Here is a 25752-nt window from a genome sequence, read left to right as displayed (position 1 = left end):
TGGCAGATCGATGAAGCGTGATAAACCGATGAAAGCAATCGTTATAGAACGTTTAGCCATTGGATTCTCGCTCATCGCCTTGGCTCTTCTGATAGGGATATTGTCCGACAACCTGCGATTAGCCGCCCAAATTAGCGCCTACGCCGGCCTAATCTGGGCGTTATCGCTGGTGCTCAAGTTGGCGATGAAGAAAAACGCGGAAAGATGATCGGGCGTTAACCCTGCTCGCTTCCTTGGCCCCTAGCTCAACTAGGTTCGAACGCCCGCCCCAAGCAACCACCGTGAAACCAAAGACAGTGTTTACGGCTAGAAAAATCGCAGGTGTCTCTTTACACTTGTAAGGTTTTAGGGAATTGGTTCCAAGGAAGAAATCACGCCACCAGTCCGCCCCGCTTGGCTCGCCTAGAGGATGCGAGCGTGTTTAGTCTCGCTCACCATTTGGACTACTGGTCTCGGTCAACGGCCCGGCGAACGTACAACGTTGGTAGTACGGCCATCTGAGAAAGTCGTAGTATCTCTCATCCCTATCCTGCCTCAAAAACCGGCCAGGCTCTATCGCTCAAGTTGGGTTTTATGGTGTCCCCCAGCGGGCCGCGCTCGAAGAGTCGCTTCCTCGCGAACGCGAAGACGGCGATGTCGCTGACCAAGAAGCCAGCTGGAAACCCCATCCACTGCGCGGTGAGGATGTGCAGGTGGTAAACCGTTAGTGGCATGGACCCGAGCGGCTGCAGGAAACGGGGGTTAGAGGGAAGGAGAGACTGTAAGCCGCCGCGTCCAAGTGCAATGGTCCAATGTCCAGTACGCCACCAGTGTGACCGAGGGGTTCGAGCCGATGGAAGGGTCCACTCAGATCGAGCTAGGATCACGCGAGGATGTTGCCCCCACGAGCGCACCGCCGAACACCCTACCGAGCACGCATTGGAGCAAGGGGGGTAGGTGCCAGCGAGTACGCATGCCCGCCACCATGCGCAGAGCCAACACCGCCGCAGGTACGGGTGACCGTGGATGTCCACGGGCGCGAGCACGAACCGTCAGATAAGCGCGGACACCGCGATGAACGACAAGCAACACGGTGAAATCGCGCGATGACCGTGTTGTTACCCGCCCCAAGGCGATCATGCAGAGCTGGAAGTGAAGCAGGAAAAGGGAAATATCGCACAAAAACTGCAGCAGCACTAGGTACAGAGCAATGAGACCAGCCCGCACACGGTGAACTTCAGCGGGTCAGCCGTCATGAGCGTCATCTGATTCCGGCCAGCACCACAAACAGCACTGGGGAGAACCTTAGAGCAATTAGCCCACGATCCTGAGCGTCAGCGCCAAGTGCGCGGAGTGAAGTCCCTCTAGCCGTTTCGCGATGGTTCTCAGCGCGCCTCCAATCAATCCTCCCACGCTAACGAGTTGACCGGATGTGCGCCCATTCTCCAATGAAATCACCCATCCAATCTTTTTCGGATGGGCTACTTTTCGAGGAGCGTTTTGGGCTACTTTTCAAAGAGCGCTGACAGCGGGTTTCAAACCGCACGGTGACAAACCCTTGGCCCGCTCGACCCTAGGACCGTGTTCGGCTAATCCCGAAGGCCGCCAGGGCGGCGACGAAGACGCCGAAGGCGATGACCACGCCGAGGGGGAACTTGCTTCTCTCTTCTTCCGGCATACGCTCCTCCGGGCTGGGCTCGGGGGCGGAGATCACGCTCTTGATCCACTCCACCTGGCTGGCCACGGGTGCCACGGCGACTTTGGGGTTGCTCAGCAGCTCCTCTTCGGAGGGGTTGTCGGGGTTGGTGAACAGGCCGGCGGACATGACGGCGGCGATGCGCCCGTCCTGGAAGATCGGGCCGCCGGAGTCGCCCGGCTGGATGCGCGCGCCGTTGGCGAGGGTGACCACGGCGGCTGAGGGGGCGTCGAAAAGCGCGGGCGCTTCGTCGCTGACCTCCGAGGTGCCTGTGGCTACCGGCAGTTTCTCGGATCCGCCGGAGCCGTCGGAAGACCAGCCATAGACGGTGACCTCCCCGTTGGCCAGCTCAACGTCGGGCAGCGTGGCGTAGGTGCGCAGCTGCATGTCCTCCACGGTGTGGATGAGCCCGATGTCGCCGATGGGCGCTTTTTCCCACCGGTCCACGGCGTAGGTGCGCTGCTGGTCGCCCTGGAGGGTGCGCACGCTGCCGCCGGGTGTGTCGAACATCTCCATGCAATGGCGCGCTGTGAGCACCCAATGCGGGGCGATCGCGGTGCCGGTGCAGGTGCCGTCTTCCGGTTCGTCGTCCTGCATGCGCAGGGACACGACGGTGTCGGCTTCGGGGGTGTCGCCGGCGAAGTCGGTGCTTTCCATCGCCAACGCGGCCGACGGGTTGAGCAGTGCTGCGGTGATGATGGCCGGCAGAATCTTCTTCATTTCTTCTCCTGTTCAGGTTGGTGGGACGTGGTCAAAGGGGTATGCGGGGTGAGGTCGGTGATGCGCTTGACGGCTTCTTCCAGCGGGCCACGGTTAAAGAAGTGCTTCCAGGCGAACGCGAACGCTAACGCGGTGATGACGCTGATTAGGAAACCGCCCGTGAACCCCATCCACTGCATCCACTGTGCGGTGAGGATGTGCAGGCTGTAGATAGTCAGCGGCATCGACCCCAGCGGCTGCAGGAAGCGGGGGTTGAGCAGGCAGCAGAGGCTGTAGACTGCCGCAGCCATTCCGATGGAGCCGATGATGTTCAGCACTCCGCCGGTGTGGCCGAGGGGTTCGAGCCACTGGAGGGCTTCGCCCGGGACGAAGTAGTACCGTGCGACGATGTTGCCTGCGACAAGCGCACTGCCGACCACCAGGCCGAGCACGTAATGCCGCACACTGTGCAGGTGCCGGCGCATGAGCATGCCCGCCACCATGAGCGTGGCCCACACCGCCAGCGGGTACGGGTAACCGAGGATGTCCACGGGCGGAACCACGAACTGGTGGATGAGCGCGGACGCCGCGGTGAGTGCGACAAGCAGCACCGCGAGATTGCGCGACGGCCACGCAGTCACCCACCCCAGCACGATCATGCAGATACCGAAATTGAGCAGGACCACATAGATGTCGCCCGAAAACAGCTGCAGCACGAAGTGCAGCGCGATAAGCACCAGACCGCGCACGGTGAACTTCAGCGGGTCCGGCTGCATGAGCGTCATCGACATTCCGGCGAGCACCGCGAACAGCGCTGAGGGAAAACCGTAGAGCAGCTGGCCCACGATCCCGAGCGTTTGCGTGCCCGCCAGCGTCAGGTGCGCGGCCATCATCGCGATGATCGCCACGGCACGTGCGGCGTCGAGTCCCACTATCCGTTTCGGCATGGTCCACAGGGTAAAACGGCCGATGTTGCGAGAGCGTTAAGATCGGCAACCATGAATCTGAGCGTGCTCATTGTCGACGACGAGGTCTACCTCGCCGACGCCCTCCAGGTCGCGTTGAACAGGGAGGGCATGAAGGCACATGCGCTTTACGACGGCACCTCGGCCCTGCTGTACCTCCACGCCCACGCCCCGGATGTGGATGTGGTCGTCCTCGACCGCGACGTACCCGGCGTGCACGGCGACGACATCTGCGCCCGCATTGTGGCCGACTACCCGCACCTGCGGGTGATCATGCTCACCGCCGCGGGCACCTTGGACGACCGGTTGAGCGGCTTCGGTGCGGGGGCCGACGACTATCTGCCCAAACCGTTCGACGTCCCCGAGCTCATTGCTCGGGTGCGCGCTCTGGGCCGGCGCTCGTCCCCGGCGCGCAGTACGGTGCTGGTCTGCGGCGATGTGCGGCTGGACACGGCACGCCGGCGCGTCATGCGCGGTGAGGAAGAAATCGCGCTATCGCCGAAAGAGTTCGCGGTACTGGAAGTGCTCATGGAAGAAGACGGCGCCGTGATCTCCGCCGAGGAGCTGCTTGAGCGCGCCTGGGACGAAAACGCCGACCCCTTCACCAACTCCCCGCGTGTGACCATTTCCTACTTGCGCAAGAAGCTCGGGGAACCGCAGATCATCCGCACCAAGCCCGGTGAGGGGTATTACGCATGTCCTTGAGAGCCCGCATCGCAGCCATGTTCGTGCTCACCACGTTTCTCGCCGGTGCGGCATTGACCGCCCTGGTGTACGCCTACTTGAAGCTCACCCCGGTGCCGTTCCGGGCTGAATTCCCCGGCGGGGATGCAGGGGGTGCAGAAGGTGCTGCGGGTGCCGTCATCGACGGGGCGGTGCCCGTCGCCGACGAAGTGTTACGGGTCGTGCTCATTGTCTCCGTTGTGGGCCTTCTGCTGCTCACGGCCTTGTCCGGCCTGATCGGCTGGTTCGTGGCCGGTTGGGTGATCACTCCGCTATCCGGCCTGGCGCACACCGCACGCCAGGTCACCGCGGGCGATCTGGAGCAGCGCACCGGGTATGACGGCGCCGACGACGAAGTCGGCGACCTCGCCTCCGCCCTCGACACGATGCTTGATTCGCTCGAGGACTCGATCACCGCCCAGAAGCGGTTCGCGGCGAACGCCTCCCACGAGCTGAAAACGCCGATTGCCACCATCCAGACTGTCGCAGACGTCGCGCTGGCTACCCCTGAGGATGCCGAGCATCTGCGCACAGCCCTGACCCAGATCCGTTCCGTCAACGCCGACAACGCCGCGATGGTCAGTGCGCTTCTCGACCTCGCACGAGCGGAGAACCCCGAACTCGCCCCCGTCGACCTCGGTGAGATCTGCGGGGGCGACGACCACGTGGCCGTCATGGGCGACGCCGTCCTGCTGCGCCACGCTGTGTCGAACCTGGTGCGCAACGCGCAGACTCACGGTGAGAACATGCGGCTGAGCTTGACCAGCGACGGCCATGAAGCCCGCGTGGTGGTGACGAACGACGGCGCTGTGCTCGACCCTGATGCCGTCGCGACGTTCACTGAACCGTTCACCCGCGGCACCAACCGCGTCGGCGACGGCCACGGACTCGGCCTTGCGCTCACCGATGCAATCGCCCGGTCCCACGGCGGCCGCCTCGAACTCCACGCCCGGGCAGAAGGCGGGCTGACCGCCGGTCTTATTCTCCCTGTTGCTCCTGCAGCTCCAGCCACTCCTCCCACGCGAGAGAATTGACCGGGTCAGCAGGAACAAGATCCGGGTCGTCCGCACGGAAGTTCTTCACCTTCCCCGGGCCCGTGGCGCGGGTTTCAAACCGGACGGTGACAAACCCGTGGCCTGCCCCTTGGATCCAGCCGTGGCCGTACTCGGGGTGGAACACATCCTGGGTGGCCGCCCAACCGGTTTTCGCCGCCTCCTCAAATGCGGGCAAGGGTGCGTCGGCAAGGTCACTCACTCCCGTTTCTTCCGGGATCACCCGGTGCGGGATGATCGCCTGGTCCAACTCCGGGAACAACGTGTCCTGCATGACGTCCTCCAGGCCAGAAAAACCCACGCCTACCAGCCGGATCGGTCCGAGCTCGTCCGGGTAGCGGGCGATACGAAAGGCCGCCGCAACCAAGGTTTCCAGGTCGTCCGTCGCGTACGGCAGCGTTGTTGAGCGGGACTCAATATGAAAGTCGGCCATTTTGAGTTTGACGGTGGCGGTGCGGGCGCCGCGGCCGTCGATAAGCAAACGGCGGTGCGCGTCGGATGCCGCGCGCCTGATGGCGGCCTCAACTTCTGCTGTGGTGGTCAGATCCTGCGGATACGTGTGCTCCGCGGAGATCTGCTTCGACTCGGCGCGCGGTTTGACGTCGCGGTCGTCGATGCCGCGCGCCAACATCCACAATTGCTTGCCGACGACTCCCCCCAGAGCAATATCCACCTCCCTTTCCGTCATGGCCGCGAAGTCTCCGATGGTCTCGATGCCAGCGCCAGTGAGCTTCGCCCCTGTCACCGGCCCTACACCCCACAGCTCCTTGACGGGCAAAGGGTGGAGGATATCCGTTTGCTGGGCTTTCGGAATGATGTACGTGCCGTCGGGTTTGGCCAGGCCCGAGCCGATTTTGGCGTACTGCTTGCCGCTGCCGGCACCGATCGAGCTGGGCAAACCAGTCTCCTCGCGGATCTGGTCGCGCAGGGTGTTCGCCCAGTCGCGGACCTCATCAGGCGTGGCGCCTTGGAGCTCGTGCGGCTCCATGAATGCCTCGTCGATGGACAGCTGCTCCACGACGTCGACGTGGCGGGCGATGATCTCGAACACGCGCCGTGAGGCGGTCGTGTACACCTTCCTTCGTGGTGTGACCAGAACTGCCTGCGGGCCGACGAGCCGGGTGGCGCGGTAGGTGGGCATGGCGGAACGCGCCCCGAACTTGCGGGCCTCGTAGCTCGCTCCGGCAACCACTCCCCTGCCCGTGACACCGGCGACAAGGACGGGCCGGCCCTTGAGCGTGGGACGGGTCAGCTGCTCGCACGACGCGTAGAAGGCGTCCATGTCGATGTGGAGGACCCAGCGGGAGTGTTCTGTCATCCTTCAGGCAGGTGGTACTCGAATTCGGAAGTGGTGAGGTCTGCATCCAGCGGGTGCCAGTCCGGCAGGATGCGCATGTTGTCATCGGGGCTGACAACAACGAGGTCGGTGGTCTGCTCGCGTGCGCTGGCCAGTTCAGACGGTACCAAGTGGATCGCTTGAGTGTCGGACGCTTTGACCATGACACGCTTTTCCTCCCCGTCCTTCCGGCACAGAAAGTTATGCGGGTGGCCGACGTGAATGACGTCCCATCCCTCCGATTCGAAATGTGCCCGGGCTGAGTCCTCTGCGCGGGTCACCAGCGTATCGATCGCGCGGAACGGGAATGATTTCGCGCGCTCCAACTCCGCCCAACTTCCGAACCAGAAGTTTCTGGCGACGGTGTCGAGATCCTTCCGGGAGGCCTCGACCTTGCGAGGGGTGGCGTTTTTGCCGGAGCGGCGGAGAGCGTCAAAAAGCGGGGCGAGCTTAGTCGCGTCATTGTCGCGCTGCTCCGCGAAAAACGACACCGGCACCCGGCGGATGTACTTCCGCTTGCGTTCTTCCACCTCAGACGGCCACGACAAATTGACCGGCGGGATCTCCTTGTCGGGGTGGAAAGGCGCGCTCAAAACGGAGGCGACAAGAACGTGCTCGACGGCCTTGCGTTTACCTCCCTTCACACCGGCACACAGCATGAGGATGTCGCCCACCTCAGGCTGGTCCCGAAAACGGCTGGCGAAGCCGAGCACCGAATGCTTGCGCGCCCACTGGAGATCCTTGTGGGCCCGCGCGTCGTCCGGGAGGTTGACCACGAACAAAGACGGAGACCTACCCATGCCGCCATTCAAGCAGAATTCAGCCCGCTCATGGCTCGCCGCGGTCACTTAGCCGTTCTTAGCCACCGATGCTGTGACGCCGTCGAGCACCTCGTGGGCACCGGCACCGTCGGTAGCGACAGACAACTGCGTGGCCAAGGTCTCTGCCGCAATGTGATCGGCGTGCTGGTTCGCCCACTGCTCCTTATCGGCCGGAACGTAGAGCGTGACGGTGATCCGGTCGGAAACGTCCAGTCCCTCCTTCTTGCGGGCATCCTGCAGGCCACGGATCACGTCAGCAGCCCAGCCTTCGGCCTCGAGCTCTTCCGTGACCGCGTCATCCAGCACCACGAGCCCGTCCTTGCCCTCGATGCGTGCGGTCGAATCCGGGTCCGCAGCAACAAGACGCTCGGTGTAGAGCTCTGGAGTGAGCACGATATCGCCGTCGACAACGACGTTTGCGCCGTCGTGAACGTAATTGCCGGCCTTGACGTTCTTGATCGCGCGTTGCACATCCTTGCCCAAGGTCGGGCCCGCCACCTTGGCGTTCACGACGACTTCGAACGAGCCTGCAGAGTCGACGTCCGTGGTCAGCTCGACGTTCTTCACGTTGACTTCGTCGCGGATCACATCAGTGAACGGCTCCAAGGACTTCGCCTCCGGTAGCGCCACCTTCAGCGCAGGCAGCGGCAGGCGGTTGCGCAGCTTCTTCGCCTTGCGTAGCGACGACGCCGCCGAGCACACCGAGCGCGTCGCGTCCATTGCAGCAACGAGCTCGGCATCGGCCGGGAACTGGTCCGCGTCCGGGTAGTCGGTGAGGTGGACCGAACGCTCGCCCGTGAGACCGCGCCACATGACCTCCGTGATGTACGGCAAAAGTGGGGCAGCTGCCCGGCACAGGACCTCCAGCACCGTGTAGAGCGTGTTGAATGCCTCCGGGTGCTCGTCCTGGCCCGCCCAGAAACGGTCGCGGGAGCGACGGACGTACCAATTGGTCAAGGTGTCGGCGAAGACGCGGACCTCATCGCACGCGCCAGAGATGTCCGTTGCGTCAAGCGCTGCGCGCACGTTGCCCACCATGTCGTGGAGCTTGGCCAGGATGTAGCGGTCCAGCACGTTATCCGAGCTGGTGTCCCACTGCGTCTCCCGATCAGAGTAGAGCTGGAGGAAGGTGTAGGCATTCCAGATCGGCAGGATTGCCTGGCGCACGCCGTCGCGGATCCCTTGCTCGGTGACAATGAGGTTGCCGCCGCGCAGAATCGGCGAGGACATGAGGAACCAGCGCATGGCGTCAGAGCCGTCGCGGTCGAAGACCTCGTAGATGTTCGGGTAATTGCCTTTCGACTTGGACATTTTCTGTCCGTCGTCACCCAACACGATGCCATGGGCAACGACCTGTTTGAACGCGACTTGATCAAACAGTGCGGTAGACAGCACGTGCTGGACGTAAAACCAGCCGCGGCTCTGGCCGGAGTATTCGACGATGAAGTCGGCCGGCTGGCGGGTGTCGAACTCTTCAACGTTCTCGAACGGGTAGTGGTACTGCGCAAACGGCATGGAGCCAGATTCGAACCAGCAGTCGAGTACATCCGGTACACGACGCATCGTGGACTGGCCTGTCGGGTCGTCCGGGTTCGGGCGGGTCAGTTCGTCGATGTACGGGCGGTGCAGCGACTCGGGGCGCATGCCGAAGTCCGCCTCCAACTCATCGAGGGAGCCATAAACGTCCACACGCGGGTAGTCCGGGTTGTCCGAGACCCAGGCGGGCACCGGGGAGCCCCAGTAACGGGTACGGGAGATGTTCCAGTCGCGTGCGCCTTCCAGCCATTTACCGAACTGGCCGTCGCGGACGTGCTCCGGGATCCATTCGATGGTCTGGTTCAGCTCCACCATGCGGTCACGGATGTCGGTGACCTTCACAAACCACGCAGGCAGCGCCATGTAGATCAGAGGCTCACCGGAGCGCCAGGAGTGCGGGTAGGAGTGGACGATCACCTTGTCCTGGAAGACGCGGCCGCGAGCCTTCAGGTCGCGGATGATGTCACGGTTGGCGTCGAAAACGAGCTGGCCCTCGTACTCGGGCACCTGGCTGGTGAACTTGCCGTCGGCGTCAACGGGGATGACCAGGCCGATGCCGTACTTCTCGCAGGTGATCATATCGTCCTCACCGAAGGCCGGGGCCTGGTGGACGATGCCCGTGCCGTCCTCGGTGGAGACGTAGTCCGCAACGAGGATCATGAACGCGTTCGGCTGATCGGCGAAGTAGTCGAAGACCGGGGTGTACTCCAGCCCCTCGAGCTCAGCGCCCTTGAACGTTGCGAGGACCTCCGGGTCCTCCCCCAGTTCCTTTGTATACGAGCCGATGAGCGAGGTCGCGATGAGGTACTTTTCTTTCTGTGTGTCGCCGTGTGCGACACACAGTGCGTATTCGATTTCCGGGCCGACAGCCAACGCGAGGTTCGAGGGCAGGGTCCAGGGGGTGGTGGTCCAGGCGAGCGCGTTGGCGTCGATAAGCTCTGGGTGCTCAGCAAGCGTCTGCTCCGCCTTGAAGCCCGCGCGTGCACCGGTGATGGGCAGCGTGACAGTGACGGTGGGATCCTGGCGTTCCTTGTAAGAATCGTCGAGACGCGTCTCCTGGTTCGACAGCGGTGTGTGCTCAGCCCAGGAGTACGGCAGGACACGGAAGCCCTGGTAGATCAGGCCTTTGTCATAGAGCTCCTTGAACGCCCACATGACGGACTCCATGTACTCGATGTCCATCGTCTTGTAGCCATTCTCAAAGTCCACCCAGCGCGCCTGGCGGGTGACGTAGTCCTCCCACTCGCCCGCATAGTGCATGACGGACTGGCCGCAGTACTCGTTGAACTTAGCCAAGCCCATATCTTCGATCTGGGCCTTGTCAGTGATGCCCAGCTGCTTCTCCGCCTCGAGCTCAGCGGGCAAACCGTGGCAATCCCAGCCGAAGACGCGCGGCACGTGGTAGCCGGTCATCGTGCGGAAACGCGGAACGATGTCCTTGACGTACCCGGTGAGCAAGTGGCCGTAGTGCGGTAGACCGTTGGCGAACGGGGGCCCGTCGTTGAAGACGTACTCCTCGCAGTTTTCCCTGTTCTCCAGGGTGGCTTGGAAGGTGGAGTCCTTCTGCCAATAGTCCAGAACGATGCGCTCCATGTCGGGGAACTTGTTGGATCCCCCGGTCATATCCACCTTGGGGTACGCACGGCCGGCGGTGTTGCTGCTCATAATCCGATCCTTCACTCACACTGTTGCTGCCGTGCGGGGACGCAGTTCACTGAATCACTGCGCGGTACCACCCCGCTTGGAACCCATGTACGGACTCCCTCTTCGTTTGTGGTGAAGTCCGGGTCTAGTGAGCTGCGAGCTTTAGTAGCCGCGGCCGTTCTTCCGGAACGCTCCCCGGTGATGGCCGGATCATCGCGTGTCTCTTTCTGGCGCTCATTGTAGCCACCCACAAGAGGATGTGCGCAATTGTGTGGGCCTATTTAGTGGTGCCGCTGGGGGGCTGTGCGGAAAAGTTGACATTTTGGCTGACCGGGAACGCAATAAACCCAGGTCGCAGAAACCGGGATATCAACTTTTCCGCACGGACCGCTCAGACCCCCGCCAAGCCGAAGCCAGCCGTGCGCGCGACGAAACCCCGCGCCACCGAATGGTGCGCGGGGATGGAGCCCTAGTGCAGGGCTTTAGTTTTCGCCGGACGGTGCGGAAGAACCGCGCGTCTCCAGCTCCTCGAGCTGGGACTCGAGCAGGGTCTTGAGGCGGGTACGGTACTCGCGCTCGAAGGTGCGCAGCTCGGCGATGCGAGCCTCCAGTGCGGACTGCTGTTGCTTCACCGTGTTCATGATCTCGGTGTGCTTGCGCTCGGCATCTGCCTGCAGCTGGGCTGCCTTCTCCTCTGCCTGGCGGATCTGAGCCTCGGCACGGGAGTTTGCTTCGTTGGTGGTTTCCTCGGCGCGACGCTCTGCGTCGCTGACAAGCTGGTTGGCGCGCTGCTCGGCAGCCTGGGTGGTTGCTGCAGCACGGCTCTCAGCCTCGCCGACCTGCTGGCTAGCGCTGGTGCGTGCTTCCTCGAGCAGGCGGCGGGATTCTTCCTCGGCCTCGCGGGTAACGCGCTCGGCGGTTTCCTGAGCCAAGCCCAGAACGCGTGCTGCCTGCACGTTGGCTTCTTCGGTGGCCTGTGCCGACGGGTCGATCTTGGTGGACGCAGATGCGGCAGCACCTTCGCGGGCGGTGCGTGCCTCGTTCTCTGCGCGCTCGCGAGCCTGCTGAGCCTCGCGGAGACGGCCTTCGTACTCTTGGCGCAGCTCCTGCTCGATCCGGCGGCGGATCGCGCCTTCATCTGCCTGCGGGGCACCCTGAGCCGGGGCGGAGCCGCCCTCCTCGAGACGAGCGCGCAGATCGTCGTTCTCATCCTGCAGCTGGGCGAGTGTGTCCTCGACGAGGTCCAGGAACTGGTCGACCTCGTCCTCGTTGTATCCACGCTTCCCAATCGGCGGCTTGCTGAAAGCGACATTGTGCACGTCTGCTGGTGTCAGCGGCATTTGCGTTCCCTTCGAGTTAATGGTCCGGGGGTTTTGGTTTACCGAGGTAAATAATAACCCACGTTACTTGTACCCTCAATCTTTACCAGAGGGTAAGTATTAACGCGCAATGATTGATTAAATCCCGAAGATGGTGACGATCAACGCAGAAAGGATCATTAGGCCTATGAACAGCACAATTACGCTGACATCCAAGGCCACCCCACCGAGCGGAAGTGGCGGAATATAACGGCGCAGGAAGCGGATCGGCGGGTCTGTGGTGACAAAAAAGACCTCCGCAGCGACCATGAACCACGACGGAGGATCGAAGTGTTTAGCGAAAGACTGGATCATCTCGATGATGAGCCGGACGATCACCATGAGGGTGTACAAACCCACAAGTGCATAGAGAATGGCGCCGATCATAGTCACGGCACTAAACCCTAACGCAGGTGTGCTGCGCGCTCCAGCTCGCCTACGGTGGTGCGGGCGTTCTCCGGAACGATAGCGAAAACCAGGTTCTCATCACCAGTGCGGGAGAGCTTGTGCATCTTGCCGCGGGCAGCGAAGCACAGGCCTGCGGCAAAGTCGATCAGCCGCATCGCGGTCGGCTTGTCCACGGCGGAGAGGTCCATCACCACTGCGTCGCCGTCACGGAACGGCTCGCCGATCTCCTTGGCGTCGTTGTAGTTGCGCGGGCGGACGCTGATGATGGCTGCGGTGTAGTCGCGCTGTTCGTAGTCGCGCTCTACGTAGCCGCGGGCGCTGTAGGACGTGGAGCCAGCTTCCTCGTAAGCCGGGTCATCGTAGTACGGGTCGACGGCCGGATCGTACTGGCCGAGGCCGAAGAATTCCTTCAGGCTGTTCGAGAAAGACATGGCTTAAGTCTCCTGTTCGCGGGCGGTTTTGAGGATTGTTGATGCGTTGTCCGTCAGCCTACGGGCCGCTGTCCCAGCAGCCGTGTTCCGACACGCACGATGTCGGATCCACAGGTAATTGCCTGCTCAAAATCATGTGACATCCCGGCAGATAGCAACATTGGGCGACCCAAGCGCCCAGCGTAGTCATCCGCGATGCTTCTCGACGCCTCAAAAACCCGCGCAGGGTCTGCATCGATGGGAGGCACGACCATGAAGCCGTCGACAAGCACATGCTCTAATTGCTCGGCTTCCGCGACGAGTTCCGCGAGGTCGGATTCGCGCACCCCTCCCCTGTTTTCATCTTCGTCGAAGGAGAGCTGAATGAGGCAGGGCAGCTGATCGCTCGTCCTGTCGCCGCGCTCGAGCGCAAGCGCCACACCGCTATCCAGCGCGCGGGCGAGTTTGACGGAGTCGAGTGAGTGGACTTCGCTGGCCCACCGCGCGACCGAGTTCGCCTTCTTCGTCTGGATTTGACCGATCATGGCGAACCGCATGTTGGGCAGCTCCGCCGCCTTCTGCTTCGCTTCCTGTTCCCGGTTCTCACCGACGGTGGCGATGCCGAGTTCCGCAAGCAGCGCCACATCAGATGCGGGGTGGAACTTCGTCACCGGGAGAATGGCTACGCTGCCGTCTTCGCGCCCGGCCGAGCGTTCAGCGGCGCGGACATCCTTACGGAGTCCTTCCAGATTGGCGGCTAGTTCGTCTTTGCGTGTCATCATGCTCCCGTCAGCCAGATGATGCCGGCTTGGCGGCCGGTTTGCCCTTCGCGGCGGTAGGAAAAGAAGTCGGGGTCGGTGATGGTGTCGCGCGGATCAGCGTCAATGTGTGTCACGCCGAGGCCAAGCAACTGGCGCACCAGGCCTGCGCGCACGTCAATGCCCGGTGTGCCCTGCTTTGTGCGGGTGCGCGAGCCAGGCAAGTGCTTTTCGACGTCATCAGCCATATCCTGCGGAACCTCGTAGGATTCCCCTGCCGCAGCCGGTCCGAGAAGAGCCTGGATATTCGCCGGGGTCGCGCCGAGTTCGACCATTGTCTCCACTGTGTTGCGGACGATCCCGTTGCGCGCACCCATGCGGCCCGCGTGCGCGGCGGCGATCACGCCAGAGGCATGGTCGGCGAGCAAGACAGGCACGCAGTCGGCGACTTTCACGCACAGCGCCAGTTTCGGGGTCGTGGTGACAATCGCGTCAGTCGCTTCAACCGGGGAAGCCGTGGCGCCGTCCACCACGGTGACGGTATTGGTGTGGAGCTGCTCCATCCACACCTGACGCTCGATGCCGAGCTTCTCACCCAGGGTGCGGTGGGTGTCCTCCAAAGACAAATCCCCGGCCGCGCGGCCTGTGAAGACCATGCGGACGGGGCGGGAAGTGGTGTCAATCATGACACCCCAGAGTACTCCTGTTTTTCGCCCGACTTAGCGGAGGAAGTCCGGCACGTCGAGGTCGTCGTCCAGACGCTCCTCCCGGCGGCGCGGGCGGTACTCTTCGCGGCTGCGGCTGGTACGGGAGTCGGTGAACAGCCCGCCGCGGTCATCGTCGTAGCGGTGGCGCGGAGCGGGGGCCTCGTACTGGGGCTCTGCCGGCTCGACCGGCTGAGCTGGCTGGGCAGACTGGACGGGCTCACTGTCGTAGTCGCGGGTCTCCCCGCGCGGTTCAAACAGGGAGCTCGAGGACGGGGCCGGGGTCGGGGTCTCCTGCGCCGGTTCGGCCTCGACGACTACCTGCTCCGGGGCACCGGTGCGGTCCGGGCGGGCGTTGGCCTTCTCGTCGAAGCCGGTCGCGATGATGGTCACGCGCACCTCGTCGCCCAGGTTGTCGTCGATGATCGTGCCGAAGATGATGTTAGCGTCGTCGTCAGCCTTCTCCTCGACGATCGATGCGGCGTTGTTGACCTCCATCAGTCCCAGGTCGGAGCCACCGGCGACGGAGATGAGTACGCCCTTCGCGCCCTCCATGGTCGTTTCCAGCAGCGGGGAGTTGATCGCCTGCTCGGTGGCGGCCATGACACGGTTCTCTCCCCGGGCGGAGCCGACACCCATCAGGGCGGAGCCGGCATCAGCCATGACGGAGCGAACGTCGGCGAAGTCGACGTTGATCATGCCCGGAATGGTGATCAGGTTGGTGATCCCTTGGACACCGTTGTAGAGCACCTCGTCAGCGGCGCGGAACGCTTCCATCATGGACAGCTCAGCGTCACCAAGCTGCAGCAGACGGTCGTTCGGGATGACGATCACGGTGTCGCAGACTTCCTTGAGCGCCTCGATGCCCTCCAGGGCCTGGCGGGTGCGGCGCTTGCCCTCGAAGGAGAATGGGCGGGTGACAACACCGATGGTCAGCGCGCCCATCTTCTTGGCGATGCCGGCGACGACCGGAGCGGCACCAGTACCGGTACCGCCACCCTCACCTGCGGTGACGAACACCATGTCAGAGCCCTTCAGGGACTCTTCGATCTCCTGCTTGTGGTCCTCTGCGGAGGTGCGGCCGACCTCGGGGTTGGCGCCGGCACCCAGGCCTCGGGTGGCCTCGCGGCCGATGTCGAGCTTGGTGTCAGCGTCGGTGAACAGAAGTGCCTGGGAGTCGGTGTTGATGGCAACGAACTCAACACCCTTGAGGCCCTCTTCGATCATGCGGTTAACTGCGTTGACACCGCCGCCGCCGACTCCGACGACGCGGATCATGGCGAGGTAGTTGCTGGGAGAGGTCATTGGTGTGGTCTCGCCTTTCAGGGGTAACGGGGAATCGGGTTTCACAAGACGCTTTCCATCATGACCAACCTACCGCGAAAATCGGCGAATTTTTCCGGCGTGTCGGTACCCTCAACCTCTACTTTAGGGTTTGTGACCTGGAGTTATGCTATTTAGAGGTGATTTGCTGCGGGTTGCTCACGTTGAATTCGCCACCCTCGCGCTGCAGAACTGTGTCCAGAGCTAAAGACTTGTTCTCGTTGTCCTCAGACGCGCCCCACACCACAGTTTTGTCTTTGAGATGCAGCACGAAGTCGTACTTCGACCGCGCCTCAATCGAGTCCACGGCACCTTTAGCCTTCTCACTCAAGCTAGCGACAATATCGACGGCATCCTTCCGGACGTTCTCGTCGTTCATACCGCCTGTGAGCTCTACAGCGTTGTCGGGCGGAGTGTCGACGGCGAATTCGCGGCCTTCAGCGTCGATAAGCGTGGCACCCTGCGAGCCCTTCATGAACGCGACTGCGACGTTTTCCTCGACCTTGATCTTGAGCGTGCTGGGCCAACTACGTGAGGCCGTCGCCGACTTCACCCACGGCAAGGAAGCGACCCCGGACGCTGCCTCCCGTGTATTCACCTGCGCGAGCGGGATTCCTGGCTCCACCCCGGTCGCGGAGGCGATGTCTTCGTCTGAGACGTGCTGGTTGCCATCGGCCACCACGTTCTTCACAGTCATCACAGGGGTGAAGTAGATGATCGCCCACGCTACGGCGACGAGGACAAGGAGGGCCGCAATGGCGCCGGCGATTCTCTTCACAGGCATTGCTCTCATGCTCCCGCGAGTGCGTCCAGAATCGGGTCGGCGAGCATCGTCACCGACCCCGCGCCCATCGTCAATACCAGGTCACCAGGGCGCACAAGCTTTGCGACGGCTGCCGGCGCCGCAGAGAAGTTCGGCTCGTACACGACATCTGTGATGGACATGTGGTCCGTAATGATGCGCGAGTCGAGCCCCTCCACCGGAGTTTCGCGGGCGCCGAAAATGTCGAGGACAACAGCGGCGTCGGCAAGCGACAACGCGTCCGCGAACTCGCCGGCGAATTCCTGCGTGCGTGAGTACAGGTGCGGCTGGAAACACACAACAACGCGCGCCCCGGTCCCCTTCGCAGCTTTGAGAACTGCATCGACCTCCGTCGGGTGGTGGGCATAGTCGTCGTAGACACGCGTGCCGTCCGACAACTCACCGCGCAGCTCGAACCGGCGGCGCACACCGGTGAAACCGCTCAACCCCTCGGCGAGCGCGAACGGATCCGCACCGGCCGTCACGCCAGCTACCAGAGCTGCGACAGAGTTGAGCACCATGTGCTTTCCGGGGATGGACAGGTGGTACGTCATCTCCGTGCCGTTGAGGTTGACCTTGACCACGCTGAGGTCGTTCTCCGTGCGCCAGTCCACGACATGCGCTGCGTTCGGGATCGAGGGGTGAGTCATGGTGCCGTAACCAACGACAGTCACACCCCGCTCCAGGGCGCGCACGCCGCATTCGGCGGCGGACTCATCATCAAGGCACACGATCAAGGTGCCGGTGTCGGTGATGCGGTCAGCGAAATCGTCGAAGACCTTGTAGTAGGTCTCGGCATCGCCGAAGTAGTCGAGGTGGTCCGGCTCAATGTTCGTGATCACAGCGATGTCGGGCCGGTAGCGCAGCAGCGACCCGTCGGACTCGTCCGCTTCCGCCACGAAGACAGCGCCGCTACCGTGGTGGGCGTTGGTGCCCGCGCGGTTGAGCTGGCCGCCGATGGCGAAGGAGGGGTCCTCCCCTGCGGCTTGGAGCGCCACGACAGCCATCGACGTCGTCGAAGTCTTACCGTGGGTGCCGGCGAAGAGCATTTGGGTGTAGCCCTCCATCAGCTCACCCAGCAGGTCGGAGCGGCGGATGACAGGAATACCGTGTTCGGCAGCACCGACAAGTTCCGGGTTGTCCTGCGGGATGGCCGCGAAACTGGTCACCACGACCGTGGGCAATTCACCGGCCAACTCGAGGTTCTCGGCCGCGTGACCGACGGCAATGTGAGCGCCTTGGGCTTGCAGTGCCCGCACCGGGCGGCAATCCTTCACGTCGGACCCCGTGACCACGCTGCCACGGTCGAGCAGAATGCGGGCTACGCCCGACATGCCGGATCCACCGATACCGATCAAGTGGACGCGGGAGAGATCAATGCTCATGACTTCCTTCCTGCAGCTGCGACAATCCGACGGGCAATTTCTTCGGCGGCATTACCGGCGCCGGACCCCTGAAGAATGGCGCGCATCTGTTCTTTCGCCCCGGCATCGGCGAGAATCTCCACGACGGCGCCGACAAGCGCGTCGGCGGTCAGATCAGCGTCGTCGATACGCTTTGCTGCACCTGCCTCGACGAGGTGGGCAGAGTTCAATCCCTGCTCACCATTTCCGTGTGGCAGGGGGATATATATCGCCGGTACTCCGGCTGCGGAGTTCTCGGCGACAGTCATCGCACCAGAGCGGCAAATGACCACGTCTGCGACTGCGTACGCTGCTTCCATGTCGTCGATGTACGGGACGGCCGTGTAGTGCTCGTGCGGCTGCGGCGCGTCGTTCTTCCTGCCATACGCATGAAGGACTTGGTAGCCGGACGCTGTCAGCCTGCCCACCGCGCCAGCGAGAGCCTGGTTGATGCTCTGGGCACCTTGGGAGCCCCCAGTGACCAGGATGGTCTCGCGGGCCGGGTCCAGGTTCCACATCTTGTATCCGCGCTCAGCTTTCACACCATCCGGATCTTGGCCGACACCAGGACGCACCGGAATGCCCAGGACATCACCAGGCATGCCTGAGTTCGGCACGGCGTTAATGCCCGTGCCGCCGAGACGAGTGCCCAGCTTGTTCGCCATGCCTGCCAGAGCGTTGGTCTCCAGGACGAAGAACGGAATGCCCAGGCTTTTCGCGGCCAGGTAAGCCGAAGCGGCAACGTAGCCACCTGTGCCCAAAACGGCGTGAGCCTGAGTCTCCTTCAGGACTGCACGGGTCTGGTTGACCGATTTCAACAGCTTGCCCGGCACACCGAGCAGCTTGAGGGGCTGCTTGCGCGGAATCGGAACAGGGTCCACCAAGCGGAGGGGAAAATCACGGGCAGGGACAATAGACGTCTCCAGGCCCTTTTCCGTACCAAGCGCCGAGACTACAGCGCCGTGATTGTCGCGCAGCACCTCCGCGACAGCAAGAGCCGGCTCAATGTGGCCGGCAGTTCCACCACCGGCCACAACGATATTCACCGGGGCATCATTATCGTTCATATTGTGCAGTGCACCGCCTTGTTAACTAGCGCGACGAACTTCTTCCCGGCCATCGTAACGCGCGGCCGGGCGGCGCTGTGGGGCTGGTCGGCGCTGCGGTGCCGGACGTGCGGTAACCGGGGTTCCGTAGTCACGTTCGCGGCGGTCCTGGCGGCGGATGTTGCGCTGGTTCGGGGTTCCGGCGGCGTTTCCAACGACGCGCGGTTCGCGGAGGAAGAAGACCCGGTCGAACATCGGGCGGCCGTAGTTCTGCATCGCGGAAACCGCATCCGGCTCATGGCGGGCGACCGAGGCGACCAAGCCCATCGCACCCAGGGTGATCACGGCCGATGTGCCGCCGGCGGAGATCATCGGCAGCTGAATACCAGTCACCGGCAACAGGCCGACAACGTAGCCGATGTTGATGAAGGCCTGGGAGACGATCCCGGTGGTAATCGCCGCTGCCAGGAGAGCTTGGTACTGGTTCTGGGCACGGCGGGCCGTGCGCAGACCGAAGTAGAGCAGCATTGTGAACAGGGTGATCACCAGTGCCCCGCCCCACAGGCCGAGTTCTTCACCAATGACAGCGAAAATGAAGTCGTTTTTCGCTTCCGGCAGGTAGAACCACTTCGCGCGGGACTGGCCCAGGCCCACACCGAAGATGGAGCCGTCGGCAAGCGACAGGAAGCCTTGGTAGGACTGGAACGCCGTGCCGCGCGTGTCCTCGAAGTGGCCGAAGAGCGCGTCGAAGTAGACATGGAAACGCTGCGAACGGTAACCGCCGGCTGCCATGACCGCGACGAGCAGTACCGCGCCGAAACCGGCTGCGACGCTGATGATCTTCCACGGGACACCTGCGAAGACCAGGATGAAGGCGACAACGATCGCAAACGACACCATCATGCCTAGGTCGCCCTGGGCGCCAATGAGGAACATGCACAGCGCAGCGACGCAAATGAATGGAACGTACCCGTTGGTGAGTTCGAACATCCTCCGCGGATTCTTGTTCGCCAGAATCGATGCGCCCCAGACACAGATAGCTACGCGGGCGATTTCCGACGGCTGAAGTTGGAATCCGCCAATGTAGATCCACGATTGTGAACCCACTTCCTCACGGCCGGTTCCGATACCGGGAACAAGCACAGCGCCCAGCAGGAGAACCGACCCCACCATGAGCAGCGAGGCGAAGCCGCGCACGCGCTCAGGGGAAATCTGCAGCGCGACCCAGAACGCGAGCAAACCAAGCGCCACGACGATGCCCTGCTTGAGAGGCTGCGCCCACACAGAGGAGTCATCGAGAACGGACCACGTCATCGACGAGCTGGTCACCATGATCACGCCCAGCCCCGCAAGAACCAGCACGATGGTGCGCGTCATGGTGTAGTCCAGCAACGGCCGGGCATCCATCCATTCGTTCAGGCGCGCCAAGCGACGAGCCATGCCGGAGGAGTACTGGCTCGGCTTCTTTTGCTGCGGTGGCCGCTTGTTCGCGGCAGGCCTCGTCGTCGTCACAATTTTCACATTGCCTTACGGCTAGCCGTTTTCGGCGAGGGCGCGCGCAGCGTCCGCGAAAAGATTTCCGCGTTGAGCCATGCCGGAGTACATATCCAGGCTCGCCGCGGCGGGAGCGAGGATGACGCTGTCACCTTCTTTTGCCTGCTCAGAGGCAAAACGGACGACATCGTTCATGGCGGTAACAGGGTCGCTCGAGTCCGTCACGAACACATTCACATCAGGCGCATTTTTATCGACGGCCCCAGCAATCACATCCCTATCCACCCCCAACAGAGCGACCGCTCTGAATTGGTGGGCGTGGTCGCGCACGAGCTGATCGACATCCGCGCCCTTGAGTTGACCGCCGGCGATCCATACGATCTTGCCGGCCGTGCCGTTGAGGGCGGAATCAGCCGCGTGAGGGTTTGTCGCCTTAGAGTTGTCGATCCAGGCGACACCGCCTGCCCGGTGAACCACTGCTCCCCTGTGGCCGGAGACCTGATATGAGTGCAGTGCCCGGTCAATCTGCTCCGGGCTTGCCCCACGGGTGACAGCGACGGCCGTGGCGGCAAGTGCGTCGAGGATGCCGGCTTCGCCGGCGGGCTCGATGCCGTCGATAAGCGAAATGCGCGTCGGCGTATCCCCGATGCGGGACACGATGTTTCCGTCAATGACGCCGACCTGGTTGTCGTCCGGCGCGTTCAGCGTGAAGCCGATGATGTCACTGCGGTTGGTCTGAGCGGCATAACGGGCAACCTGCCCATCGTCGACACCGGCGACCGCGGTGGAGGCGCTGAAGACTTTCGCTTTTGCCTCAGCGTACGCGTCGAAGCTGCCGTGCCAATCTATGTGGTCGTCAGCCAGGTTGAGGAGCACTCCGGCGTCTGGGGTGAGTTCGTGGGACCAGTGGAGCTGGAAGCTCGATAGCTCAGCGACAAGCACGTCGATGCGTGGAGTCTGCATGAGTGCGTCGGCGACGGCTATGCCGATGTTGCCGCACGCGGCCGCGCGTTTACCTGTGTAGGAGGAGGCCTCTTCCATGATCGCGGCGAGCATGCCTGTCGTGGTGGTCTTGCCATTCGTTCCAGTGACCGCGAGCCAATCACGCGGCGGGCCGAAGAAACGGTGCTGATCGAGTAAGTAGCACAGCTCCACATCACCAATGACGGTGCAATCGACATCGCTGGCGGCGACGAGGAGCGGCGAATCCGGGCGCCATCCCGGGGACGTCACCACAAGGGGGAACTCGGTCGCGCGCCGCGCAGCTTCCGCCGTGTCCATGGTGGCGCAGCCTGTTTCCTCCTGCACAGCGGCACGCTTAGTCACATCTTCGTCGGCGACAGCGAAGTCCACTCCCGCAGCGCGGAGCAGTTTCGCAGTGCCGAGCCCCGAGACACCAGCCCCAGCCACGAGTACTCCGCCAGAGAGCAAGGAGAGGAAAGGGTCGCCGGCCTGCATGCTTACGCTCATGCCAAGGTCACTCCGGTTGCCGTGAGCCACTCGGCGTAGAAGACCGCCAGACCGATGACCACGGCGATACCGCAGATCAGCCAGAAGCGGATGACCACTGTCGTCTCAGCCCAACCACCATTTTCAAAGTGGTGGTGGAACGGGGCCATGCGGAACACACGCTTACCGGTGGTCTTGAAGGCGGCAACCTGGATGACCACGGAAGTGGCTTCCATGACGAAGAGAGCGCCGATGATCACCATGAGCACCTCGGTGTGGCTACTGATGGACACGCCAGCCACCAGTCCACCGAGCGCGAGCGAACCGGTGTCACCCATGAAGATCTTCGCCGGGGCGGCGTTCCACCACAGGAAACCGGCGCACGCGCCCATTCCTGCGGCACACAAGATGGCAAGGTCGAGCGGATCGCGGACGTCGTAGCACCCCGGTCCTGGAGTCACGGAGCACGAGTTCCTGAACTGCCAGAACGTGATCACCATGTAGCCGAACATGACCAGCGCTGTAGAACCCGCCGCCAAACCGTCGAGACCATCAGTGAGGTTGACAGCGTTAGACCATGCCGCGATGAGGAAGTAGATGAACACGAGGAAAAGGATCGTGCCCACGACCGCTCCACCGATCGCAATGTCGAAGGTCTCAATGTCGCGGATGAAGCTCAGGTGCGTCGAGCCCGGAGTCAGTCCACTGTCATTTTCAAACTGGAGCAGCAAGTACCCGAAGATCAGGGCAATGGCGAGCTGGCCGGCAAGCTTGGCCTTCTTGTTCAGCCCAAGGTTGCGGTTGAAAAAGAGCTTCATGCCGTCATCGGCGAAACCGAGGAGGCCCAGGCCCATAGTCAGGCCAAGGACGAGCAAACCCGAGGCCGTGAAACCGCCCTTGCCGGTGACAGAACCCCAGATGCCCACAATTACATAGGCCGCGACAATGCCCAGCAAAATGGCGATGCCACCCATCGTGGGTGTGCCGCGTTTGCGGATGTGCGACTTCGGACCGTCCTCACGGATTTCCTGGCCCTGGCCGTGGTTGGTGAAGTAGCGGATGAGCAGCGGGGTGGTGAAGATGGCTACGAGGAAGCTAATGACCCCCGACATGATGATCTGCGTCACTATTGCTTTCCTCCGTCTAACAGTCGTTCCGCTACCCTCCACAGACCGGCAGCGTTGGAGGCTTTCACCAACACAACGTCGCGGTCGGGACGGTCGCGCCAGTTCTCCTCGCCGAGCGGTACCGTGCGCAGGATCTCACTGACCCGTTCCGTTGCGTCCTCGATGTCGAGGGCGCTGACACTTTCAATTCCCCGCTCCGCAGCGCGGCTGAGCAGGGCGGCCGTTTCAGCGCTCTCGCCGACGACAACGAGGTGCGTCACACGATAGCGGGCGAGCTCATTGCCCAACGCGGTGTGTGCTTCCACCGAGTCCTCGCCGAGCTCACCCATCTCCCCCAGCACCGCGATGGAGCGGACGCCGGGGCGGCCCGCAGCAGTGTACCCCAGGGCGGCGATGCCAGCGCGCATGGAGTCCGGGTTAGCGTTGTACGCATCGTTGATCACGGTCACGCCGTCGGCGCGGGTATTCACGTCCATGCGGTTAACGGACAAACTATGTGCGTTAGACAAAGCGCGGGCAACGGTGGCGGCATCCATGCCGGCTTCCATCCCCACCGCTGCTGTGGCCAGGGCATTGGAGACTTGGTGGGCCCCGAACACTTTCAATCTCACCTGCTGGGGTTCGCTGTTGGGCGAATGCATGGTGAAGGAGGCACGTGCGACGTCGTCAAGCGTGATGCCCTCGGCGACATACTCCGCGTTGGAGCGCGGGTCAGTGGAAAAGCACACGACGCGCGCTTTCGTGCGAGACGCCATGCCGGCAACTAGCTCGTCGTCGGCATTGAGGATCGCGATGCCGTCGGCTGGAAGCGCTTCGACGAGCTCGCCCTTCGCCTGCGCGATGTTTTCGCGGGAGCCGAATTCGCCGAGGTGGGCGCTACCGACATTGAGTACCACGCCGATCTGCGGCGGCGCGACGTGAGTGAGTTGCGCGATGTGCCCGATCCCGCGAGCGGACATCTCCGCGACAAGGAAGTCTGTGTCCTCCGTACAGCGCAAAACGGTGTAGGGCAAACCGATCTCATTGTTAAAAGAACCGGGCGGTGCAACCGTTTCGCCGGCATCCGCAAGCACGCTGGCAATGAGGTCTTTAGTGGAGGTCTTTCCAGCAGAACCAGTGATGCCCGTGATGCGCAGCTGATGCTTATCGACGAGCGTCGTCGCCACATGCGCCGCCAACTTCGCCATCCCCGCGACAACTGCGCGGGCGGAACCATCCGGATCATTAGCGGCCAAGTCCGAATTATCACCCTCGATCTGCTCGACGGGCGGAAGAATGACAGCGGGCACCCCTACGTCGCGGGCAACCAGGGCTCCCACGGCACCGCGGTCGATCGCGGACCGCGCGAAGTCGTGGCCGTCCACGTTCGCACCGGGTAGTGCGACGAACAACCCGCCTTCGGTGATCTTCCGCGAATCGAACTCAACATAGCCAGTGACGGTGGCCTCTGGATCTGCGCCCGGGCTCAACTGCCCACCTGTAACGCGGGCAATGTCGGCGAGTGTTATCTCGATCATTCCTTGACCTCCTTGCCCTCTCGACGCGCCAGGGCGAACGCGACTTCTTCACGATCATCGAAGTGGTGCGTGGTCTCCCCAATGATCTGCCCGACTTCGTGCCCTTTACCCACGACGATAATGGCATCTCCGGGTTCTGCCCATGCAACCAGGTCCGCGATTGCCTGTGCACGGGAGGCGACCTCGCGAATGTCCGTCGCGGCACCGTCGATGACGCTTTCAGCACCCTGCTTTACAGCCGCACGGATTGCTGCCGGGTCCTCGGTGCGGGGGTTGTCGTCGGTGATGATCACCAGGTCTGCCCGTGTTGCTGCCTCTGCACCCATGAGCGGGCGCTTCGAATGGTCGCGGTCACCACCGGCACCGACAACGACACCGATCCGACCGTCAACCTGCTCGCGCAAGCTGTCCAGCGCAGCTGCGACAGCAGCGGGCTTGTGGGCGTAGTCGACAACAGCAACGAACGGCTGCCCAACGCTCACGCGTTCCATGCGCCCCGGGACTCGGGCCGCGTCCAGCCCCTGCAGGAAGACCTTCGGATCGATGCCCACCGAATCGGCGAGAGCTGTCGCCAGCGCAGTGTTAGCGATGTTGAACGCCCCCGGCAGAGGGATGCGCGTGGAAATGTCCTGCCCGCCGATGCGCACAGTGATGTCCTGCGCACCGGACTCAGTCACACTATCCAGCCGCGCCGTGCAATCGGCGCTGGTGTTATGCACCCCCACGGTGACAGGTGAGTGGGCGCGCTGCGTCATCTTCTGGCCCCATTCGTCGTCAATGCACACGACGGCTTTCTCTGCCCGGTCGAAGAGGATGGCCTTGGCCTCGAAGTAGTCCTCCATCGTGGGGTGGAAGTCCAGGTGGTCCTGGGAGAGGTTGGTAAACCCGGCCGCCGCAAACTTCGTGCCATCGACGCGGCCCAGCACGAGCGCGTGAGAGGAAACCTCCATGACCACGTGCGTCACGCCGCGGGAGACCATGTCCGCGAACAGCTCTTGAAGTTTCGGAGCTTCAGGAGTGGTCAACGATGTGGGCACATCCTCACCTTTGATGCGGGTGCCCGTCGTGCCGATCAACCCGACGGCGCAACCGGCGGCGGTCAACCCGGATTCGAGCAAGTACGTCGTGGTCGTTTTTCCCGACGTTCCCGTCACTCCGATCACCGTCAGGTGCTCAGTCGGGTGTCCGTAGATTTCGGCAGCGACATCACCGAGGATGTCGCGCACACGCTCAACGACGAGTACTGGGCGCTCAAATCCCGTCTCACGCAGGATGTCCCACCCGGCATCATCGGTCAGCACCGCAGAGGCGTCCGACGCGTGCGCGAAGGTGGCGCCGTGCACTCGGGTGCCCGGAAGCGCAGCGAACATCGCACCGCTTTTCACGGCATTCGAATCAAGGCTGATTGCGCTGACGGATAGCGAACTCTCCGGCGCGTTCTCCACGCGCGCGCCTGCGATCTCCGCCAGATTCTCCAGCGAAACCTTAGCCATGGTTATGCA

The 25752-nt window shown here is 62.8% G+C and carries 23 protein-coding genes; 3 read left to right on the top strand and 20 right to left on the bottom strand.

Annotated features, from left to right (window positions below; genetic code table 11):
- Nucleotides 1–10 precede the first annotated feature (10 nt).
- Nucleotides 11–208, top strand: a complete 198-nt coding sequence (locus KBX18_RS03380) for a hypothetical protein (protein WP_156774818.1) — start codon at nt 11–13, stop codon at nt 206–208.
- Nucleotides 209–524: 316 nt separating this feature from the next.
- Here the strand turns inward: KBX18_RS03380 and KBX18_RS03375 are convergent, their stop codons facing one another.
- The 3 genes from KBX18_RS03375 to KBX18_RS03365 all read right to left on the bottom strand — a co-directional run bounded on the left by KBX18_RS03375 (nt 525) and on the right by KBX18_RS03365 (nt 3321).
- On the bottom strand, nt 525–713 hold the full coding sequence (locus tag KBX18_RS03375; RefSeq protein WP_005289595.1) for a hypothetical protein: 189 nt from the start codon (nt 711–713) through the stop codon (nt 525–527).
- 839 nt (nt 714–1552) lie between these two features.
- Complete coding sequence (locus tag KBX18_RS03370; RefSeq protein WP_005289594.1) at nt 1553–2395, bottom strand: trypsin-like serine protease; 843 nt, start codon at nt 2393–2395, stop codon at nt 1553–1555.
- Nucleotides 2392–3321 (bottom strand): hypothetical protein, encoded by a 930-nt coding sequence (locus KBX18_RS03365; RefSeq protein ID WP_005289592.1) that lies wholly within the window; start codon nt 3319–3321, stop codon nt 2392–2394. Before KBX18_RS03365 ends, KBX18_RS03370 begins: the two co-directional genes overlap by 4 nt.
- Before the next feature lie 57 nt (nt 3322–3378).
- Here KBX18_RS03365 and KBX18_RS03360 point away from each other — a divergent pair, with 57 nt between their 5' ends.
- Both KBX18_RS03360 and KBX18_RS03355 read left to right on the top strand, forming a co-directional pair.
- Entirely contained in the window at nt 3379–4044 is a 666-nt protein-coding gene (locus KBX18_RS03360) for a response regulator transcription factor (RefSeq protein WP_040424328.1), read from the top strand.
- Nucleotides 4035–5096 carry a HAMP domain-containing sensor histidine kinase gene (locus KBX18_RS03355; RefSeq protein ID WP_255994803.1) on the top strand — a complete coding sequence of 354 codons (1062 nt, stop codon included), beginning with the start codon at nt 4035–4037 and terminating at the stop codon, nt 5094–5096. Before KBX18_RS03360 ends, KBX18_RS03355 begins: the two co-directional genes overlap by 10 nt.
- Here KBX18_RS03355 and KBX18_RS03350 read toward each other — a convergent pair.
- The 17 genes from KBX18_RS03350 to KBX18_RS03270 all read right to left on the bottom strand — a co-directional run bounded on the left by KBX18_RS03350 (nt 5041) and on the right by KBX18_RS03270 (nt 25743).
- On the bottom strand, nt 5041–6432 hold the full coding sequence (locus KBX18_RS03350) for a DNA polymerase IV (protein WP_005289586.1): 1392 nt from the start codon (nt 6430–6432) through the stop codon (nt 5041–5043). The genes KBX18_RS03355 and KBX18_RS03350 overlap by 56 nt on opposite strands.
- On the bottom strand, nt 6429–7298 hold the full coding sequence (locus KBX18_RS03345; RefSeq protein ID WP_255994802.1) for a hypothetical protein: 870 nt from the start codon (nt 7296–7298) through the stop codon (nt 6429–6431). Before KBX18_RS03345 ends, KBX18_RS03350 begins: the two co-directional genes overlap by 4 nt.
- Nucleotides 7299–10472 (bottom strand): isoleucine--tRNA ligase, encoded by a 3174-nt coding sequence (gene ileS, locus KBX18_RS03340; RefSeq protein WP_255994801.1) that lies wholly within the window; start codon nt 10470–10472, stop codon nt 7299–7301.
- A gap of 461 nt (nt 10473–10933) precedes the next feature.
- Nucleotides 10934–11791, bottom strand: coding sequence for a DivIVA domain-containing protein (locus KBX18_RS03335; protein ID WP_005289580.1), 858 nt, complete (start codon nt 11789–11791; stop codon nt 10934–10936).
- A 117-nt stretch (nt 11792–11908) separates the two neighbouring features.
- Nucleotides 11909–12196 (bottom strand): YggT family protein, encoded by a 288-nt coding sequence (locus tag KBX18_RS03330; protein WP_005289578.1) that lies wholly within the window; start codon nt 12194–12196, stop codon nt 11909–11911.
- Nucleotides 12197–12213: 17 nt separating this feature from the next.
- Nucleotides 12214–12648 carry a cell division protein SepF gene (locus KBX18_RS03325; protein WP_255994800.1) on the bottom strand — a complete coding sequence of 145 codons (435 nt, stop codon included), beginning with the start codon at nt 12646–12648 and terminating at the stop codon, nt 12214–12216.
- A 53-nt stretch (nt 12649–12701) separates the two neighbouring features.
- The gene (locus KBX18_RS03320) at nt 12702–13406 is read right to left on the bottom strand and encodes a YggS family pyridoxal phosphate-dependent enzyme (RefSeq protein ID WP_050748802.1); all 705 of its coding nucleotides are present in this window, start codon (nt 13404–13406) and stop codon (nt 12702–12704) included.
- Nucleotides 13406–14071, bottom strand: coding sequence for a peptidoglycan editing factor PgeF (gene pgeF, locus KBX18_RS03315; RefSeq protein ID WP_255994799.1), 666 nt, complete (start codon nt 14069–14071; stop codon nt 13406–13408). Before pgeF ends, KBX18_RS03320 begins: the two co-directional genes overlap by 1 nt.
- Nucleotides 14072–14104: 33 nt before the next feature.
- A complete protein-coding gene (ftsZ, locus tag KBX18_RS03310) occupies nt 14105–15394 on the bottom strand; it encodes a cell division protein FtsZ (RefSeq protein WP_255994798.1) in 1290 nt (429 codons plus the stop codon).
- A 148-nt stretch (nt 15395–15542) separates the two neighbouring features.
- Nucleotides 15543–16196, bottom strand: coding sequence for a cell division protein FtsQ/DivIB (locus KBX18_RS03305; RefSeq protein ID WP_232210288.1), 654 nt, complete (start codon nt 16194–16196; stop codon nt 15543–15545).
- A 5-nt stretch (nt 16197–16201) separates the two neighbouring features.
- On the bottom strand, nt 16202–17599 hold the full coding sequence (murC, locus tag KBX18_RS03300; protein ID WP_005289567.1) for a UDP-N-acetylmuramate--L-alanine ligase: 1398 nt from the start codon (nt 17597–17599) through the stop codon (nt 16202–16204).
- Nucleotides 17596–18684 carry a glycosyltransferase gene (locus tag KBX18_RS03295; RefSeq protein ID WP_255994797.1) on the bottom strand — a complete coding sequence of 363 codons (1089 nt, stop codon included), beginning with the start codon at nt 18682–18684 and terminating at the stop codon, nt 17596–17598. Before KBX18_RS03295 ends, murC begins: the two co-directional genes overlap by 4 nt.
- A 21-nt stretch (nt 18685–18705) precedes the next feature.
- Nucleotides 18706–20175: an FtsW/RodA/SpoVE family cell cycle protein gene (locus KBX18_RS03290; protein WP_370687219.1), complete on the bottom strand. Its 1470-nt coding sequence runs from the start codon at nt 20173–20175 to the stop codon at nt 18706–18708.
- A gap of 21 nt (nt 20176–20196) precedes the next feature.
- Entirely contained in the window at nt 20197–21627 is a 1431-nt protein-coding gene (murD, locus tag KBX18_RS03285; protein WP_255994796.1) for a UDP-N-acetylmuramoyl-L-alanine--D-glutamate ligase, read from the bottom strand.
- Nucleotides 21624–22733: a phospho-N-acetylmuramoyl-pentapeptide-transferase gene (gene mraY / locus KBX18_RS03280; protein ID WP_005289559.1), complete on the bottom strand. Its 1110-nt coding sequence runs from the start codon at nt 22731–22733 to the stop codon at nt 21624–21626. Before mraY ends, murD begins: the two co-directional genes overlap by 4 nt.
- Nucleotides 22733–24250, bottom strand: a complete 1518-nt coding sequence (gene murF, locus KBX18_RS03275; protein ID WP_255994795.1) for a UDP-N-acetylmuramoyl-tripeptide--D-alanyl-D-alanine ligase — start codon at nt 24248–24250, stop codon at nt 22733–22735. Before murF ends, mraY begins: the two co-directional genes overlap by 1 nt.
- Nucleotides 24247–25743 carry a UDP-N-acetylmuramoyl-L-alanyl-D-glutamate--2,6-diaminopimelate ligase gene (locus tag KBX18_RS03270; RefSeq protein ID WP_005289555.1) on the bottom strand — a complete coding sequence of 499 codons (1497 nt, stop codon included), beginning with the start codon at nt 25741–25743 and terminating at the stop codon, nt 24247–24249. The genes murF and KBX18_RS03270 overlap by 4 nt, the downstream gene beginning before the upstream one ends.
- Nucleotides 25744–25752: the final 9 nt, after the last annotated feature.

This window comes from Corynebacterium sp. CCUG 69979 (assembly GCF_024454095.1).
Taxonomy (GTDB): Bacteria; Actinomycetota; Actinomycetes; order Mycobacteriales; family Mycobacteriaceae; genus Corynebacterium; species Corynebacterium genitalium.
Note: the sequence above shows the minus strand (reverse complement) of the source record. Positions and strands in the feature narration are given on the sequence as shown.

Excerpts from the sequence above, each read along its gene's own strand:
- KBX18_RS03380 (WP_156774818.1), top strand. The coding sequence starts at position 11 with ATGAAGCGTGATAAACCGATGAAAGCAATCGTTATAGAACGTTTAGCC.
- KBX18_RS03375 (WP_005289595.1), bottom strand. The coding sequence starts at position 713 with ATGCCACTAACGGTTTACCACCTGCACATCCTCACCGCGCAGTGGATG.
- KBX18_RS03370 (WP_005289594.1), bottom strand. The coding sequence starts at position 2,395 with ATGAAGAAGATTCTGCCGGCCATCATCACCGCAGCACTGCTCAACCCG.
- KBX18_RS03365 (WP_005289592.1), bottom strand. The coding sequence starts at position 3,321 with ATGCCGAAACGGATAGTGGGACTCGACGCCGCACGTGCCGTGGCGATC.
- KBX18_RS03355 (WP_255994803.1), top strand. The coding sequence starts at position 4,035 with ATGTCCTTGAGAGCCCGCATCGCAGCCATGTTCGTGCTCACCACGTTT.
- KBX18_RS03350 (WP_005289586.1), bottom strand. The coding sequence starts at position 6,432 with ATGACAGAACACTCCCGCTGGGTCCTCCACATCGACATGGACGCCTTC.
- ileS (WP_255994801.1), bottom strand. The coding sequence starts at position 10,472 with ATGAGCAGCAACACCGCCGGCCGTGCGTACCCCAAGGTGGATATGACC.
- KBX18_RS03335 (WP_005289580.1), bottom strand. The coding sequence starts at position 11,791 with ATGCCGCTGACACCAGCAGACGTGCACAATGTCGCTTTCAGCAAGCCG.
- KBX18_RS03330 (WP_005289578.1), bottom strand. The coding sequence starts at position 12,196 with ATGATCGGCGCCATTCTCTATGCACTTGTGGGTTTGTACACCCTCATG.
- KBX18_RS03325 (WP_255994800.1), bottom strand. The coding sequence starts at position 12,648 with ATGTCTTTCTCGAACAGCCTGAAGGAATTCTTCGGCCTCGGCCAGTAC.
- KBX18_RS03320 (WP_050748802.1), bottom strand. The coding sequence starts at position 13,406 with ATGACACGCAAAGACGAACTAGCCGCCAATCTGGAAGGACTCCGTAAG.
- pgeF (WP_255994799.1), bottom strand. The coding sequence starts at position 14,071 with ATGATTGACACCACTTCCCGCCCCGTCCGCATGGTCTTCACAGGCCGC.
- ftsZ (WP_255994798.1), bottom strand. The coding sequence starts at position 15,394 with ATGACCTCTCCCAGCAACTACCTCGCCATGATCCGCGTCGTCGGAGTC.
- KBX18_RS03305 (WP_232210288.1), bottom strand. The coding sequence starts at position 16,196 with ATGCCTGTGAAGAGAATCGCCGGCGCCATTGCGGCCCTCCTTGTCCTC.
- murC (WP_005289567.1), bottom strand. The coding sequence starts at position 17,599 with ATGAGCATTGATCTCTCCCGCGTCCACTTGATCGGTATCGGTGGATCC.
- KBX18_RS03295 (WP_255994797.1), bottom strand. The coding sequence starts at position 18,684 with ATGAACGATAATGATGCCCCGGTGAATATCGTTGTGGCCGGTGGTGGA.
- murD (WP_255994796.1), bottom strand. The coding sequence starts at position 21,627 with ATGAGCGTAAGCATGCAGGCCGGCGACCCTTTCCTCTCCTTGCTCTCT.
- murF (WP_255994795.1), bottom strand. The coding sequence starts at position 24,250 with ATGATCGAGATAACACTCGCCGACATTGCCCGCGTTACAGGTGGGCAG.
- KBX18_RS03270 (WP_005289555.1), bottom strand. The coding sequence starts at position 25,743 with ATGGCTAAGGTTTCGCTGGAGAATCTGGCGGAGATCGCAGGCGCGCGC.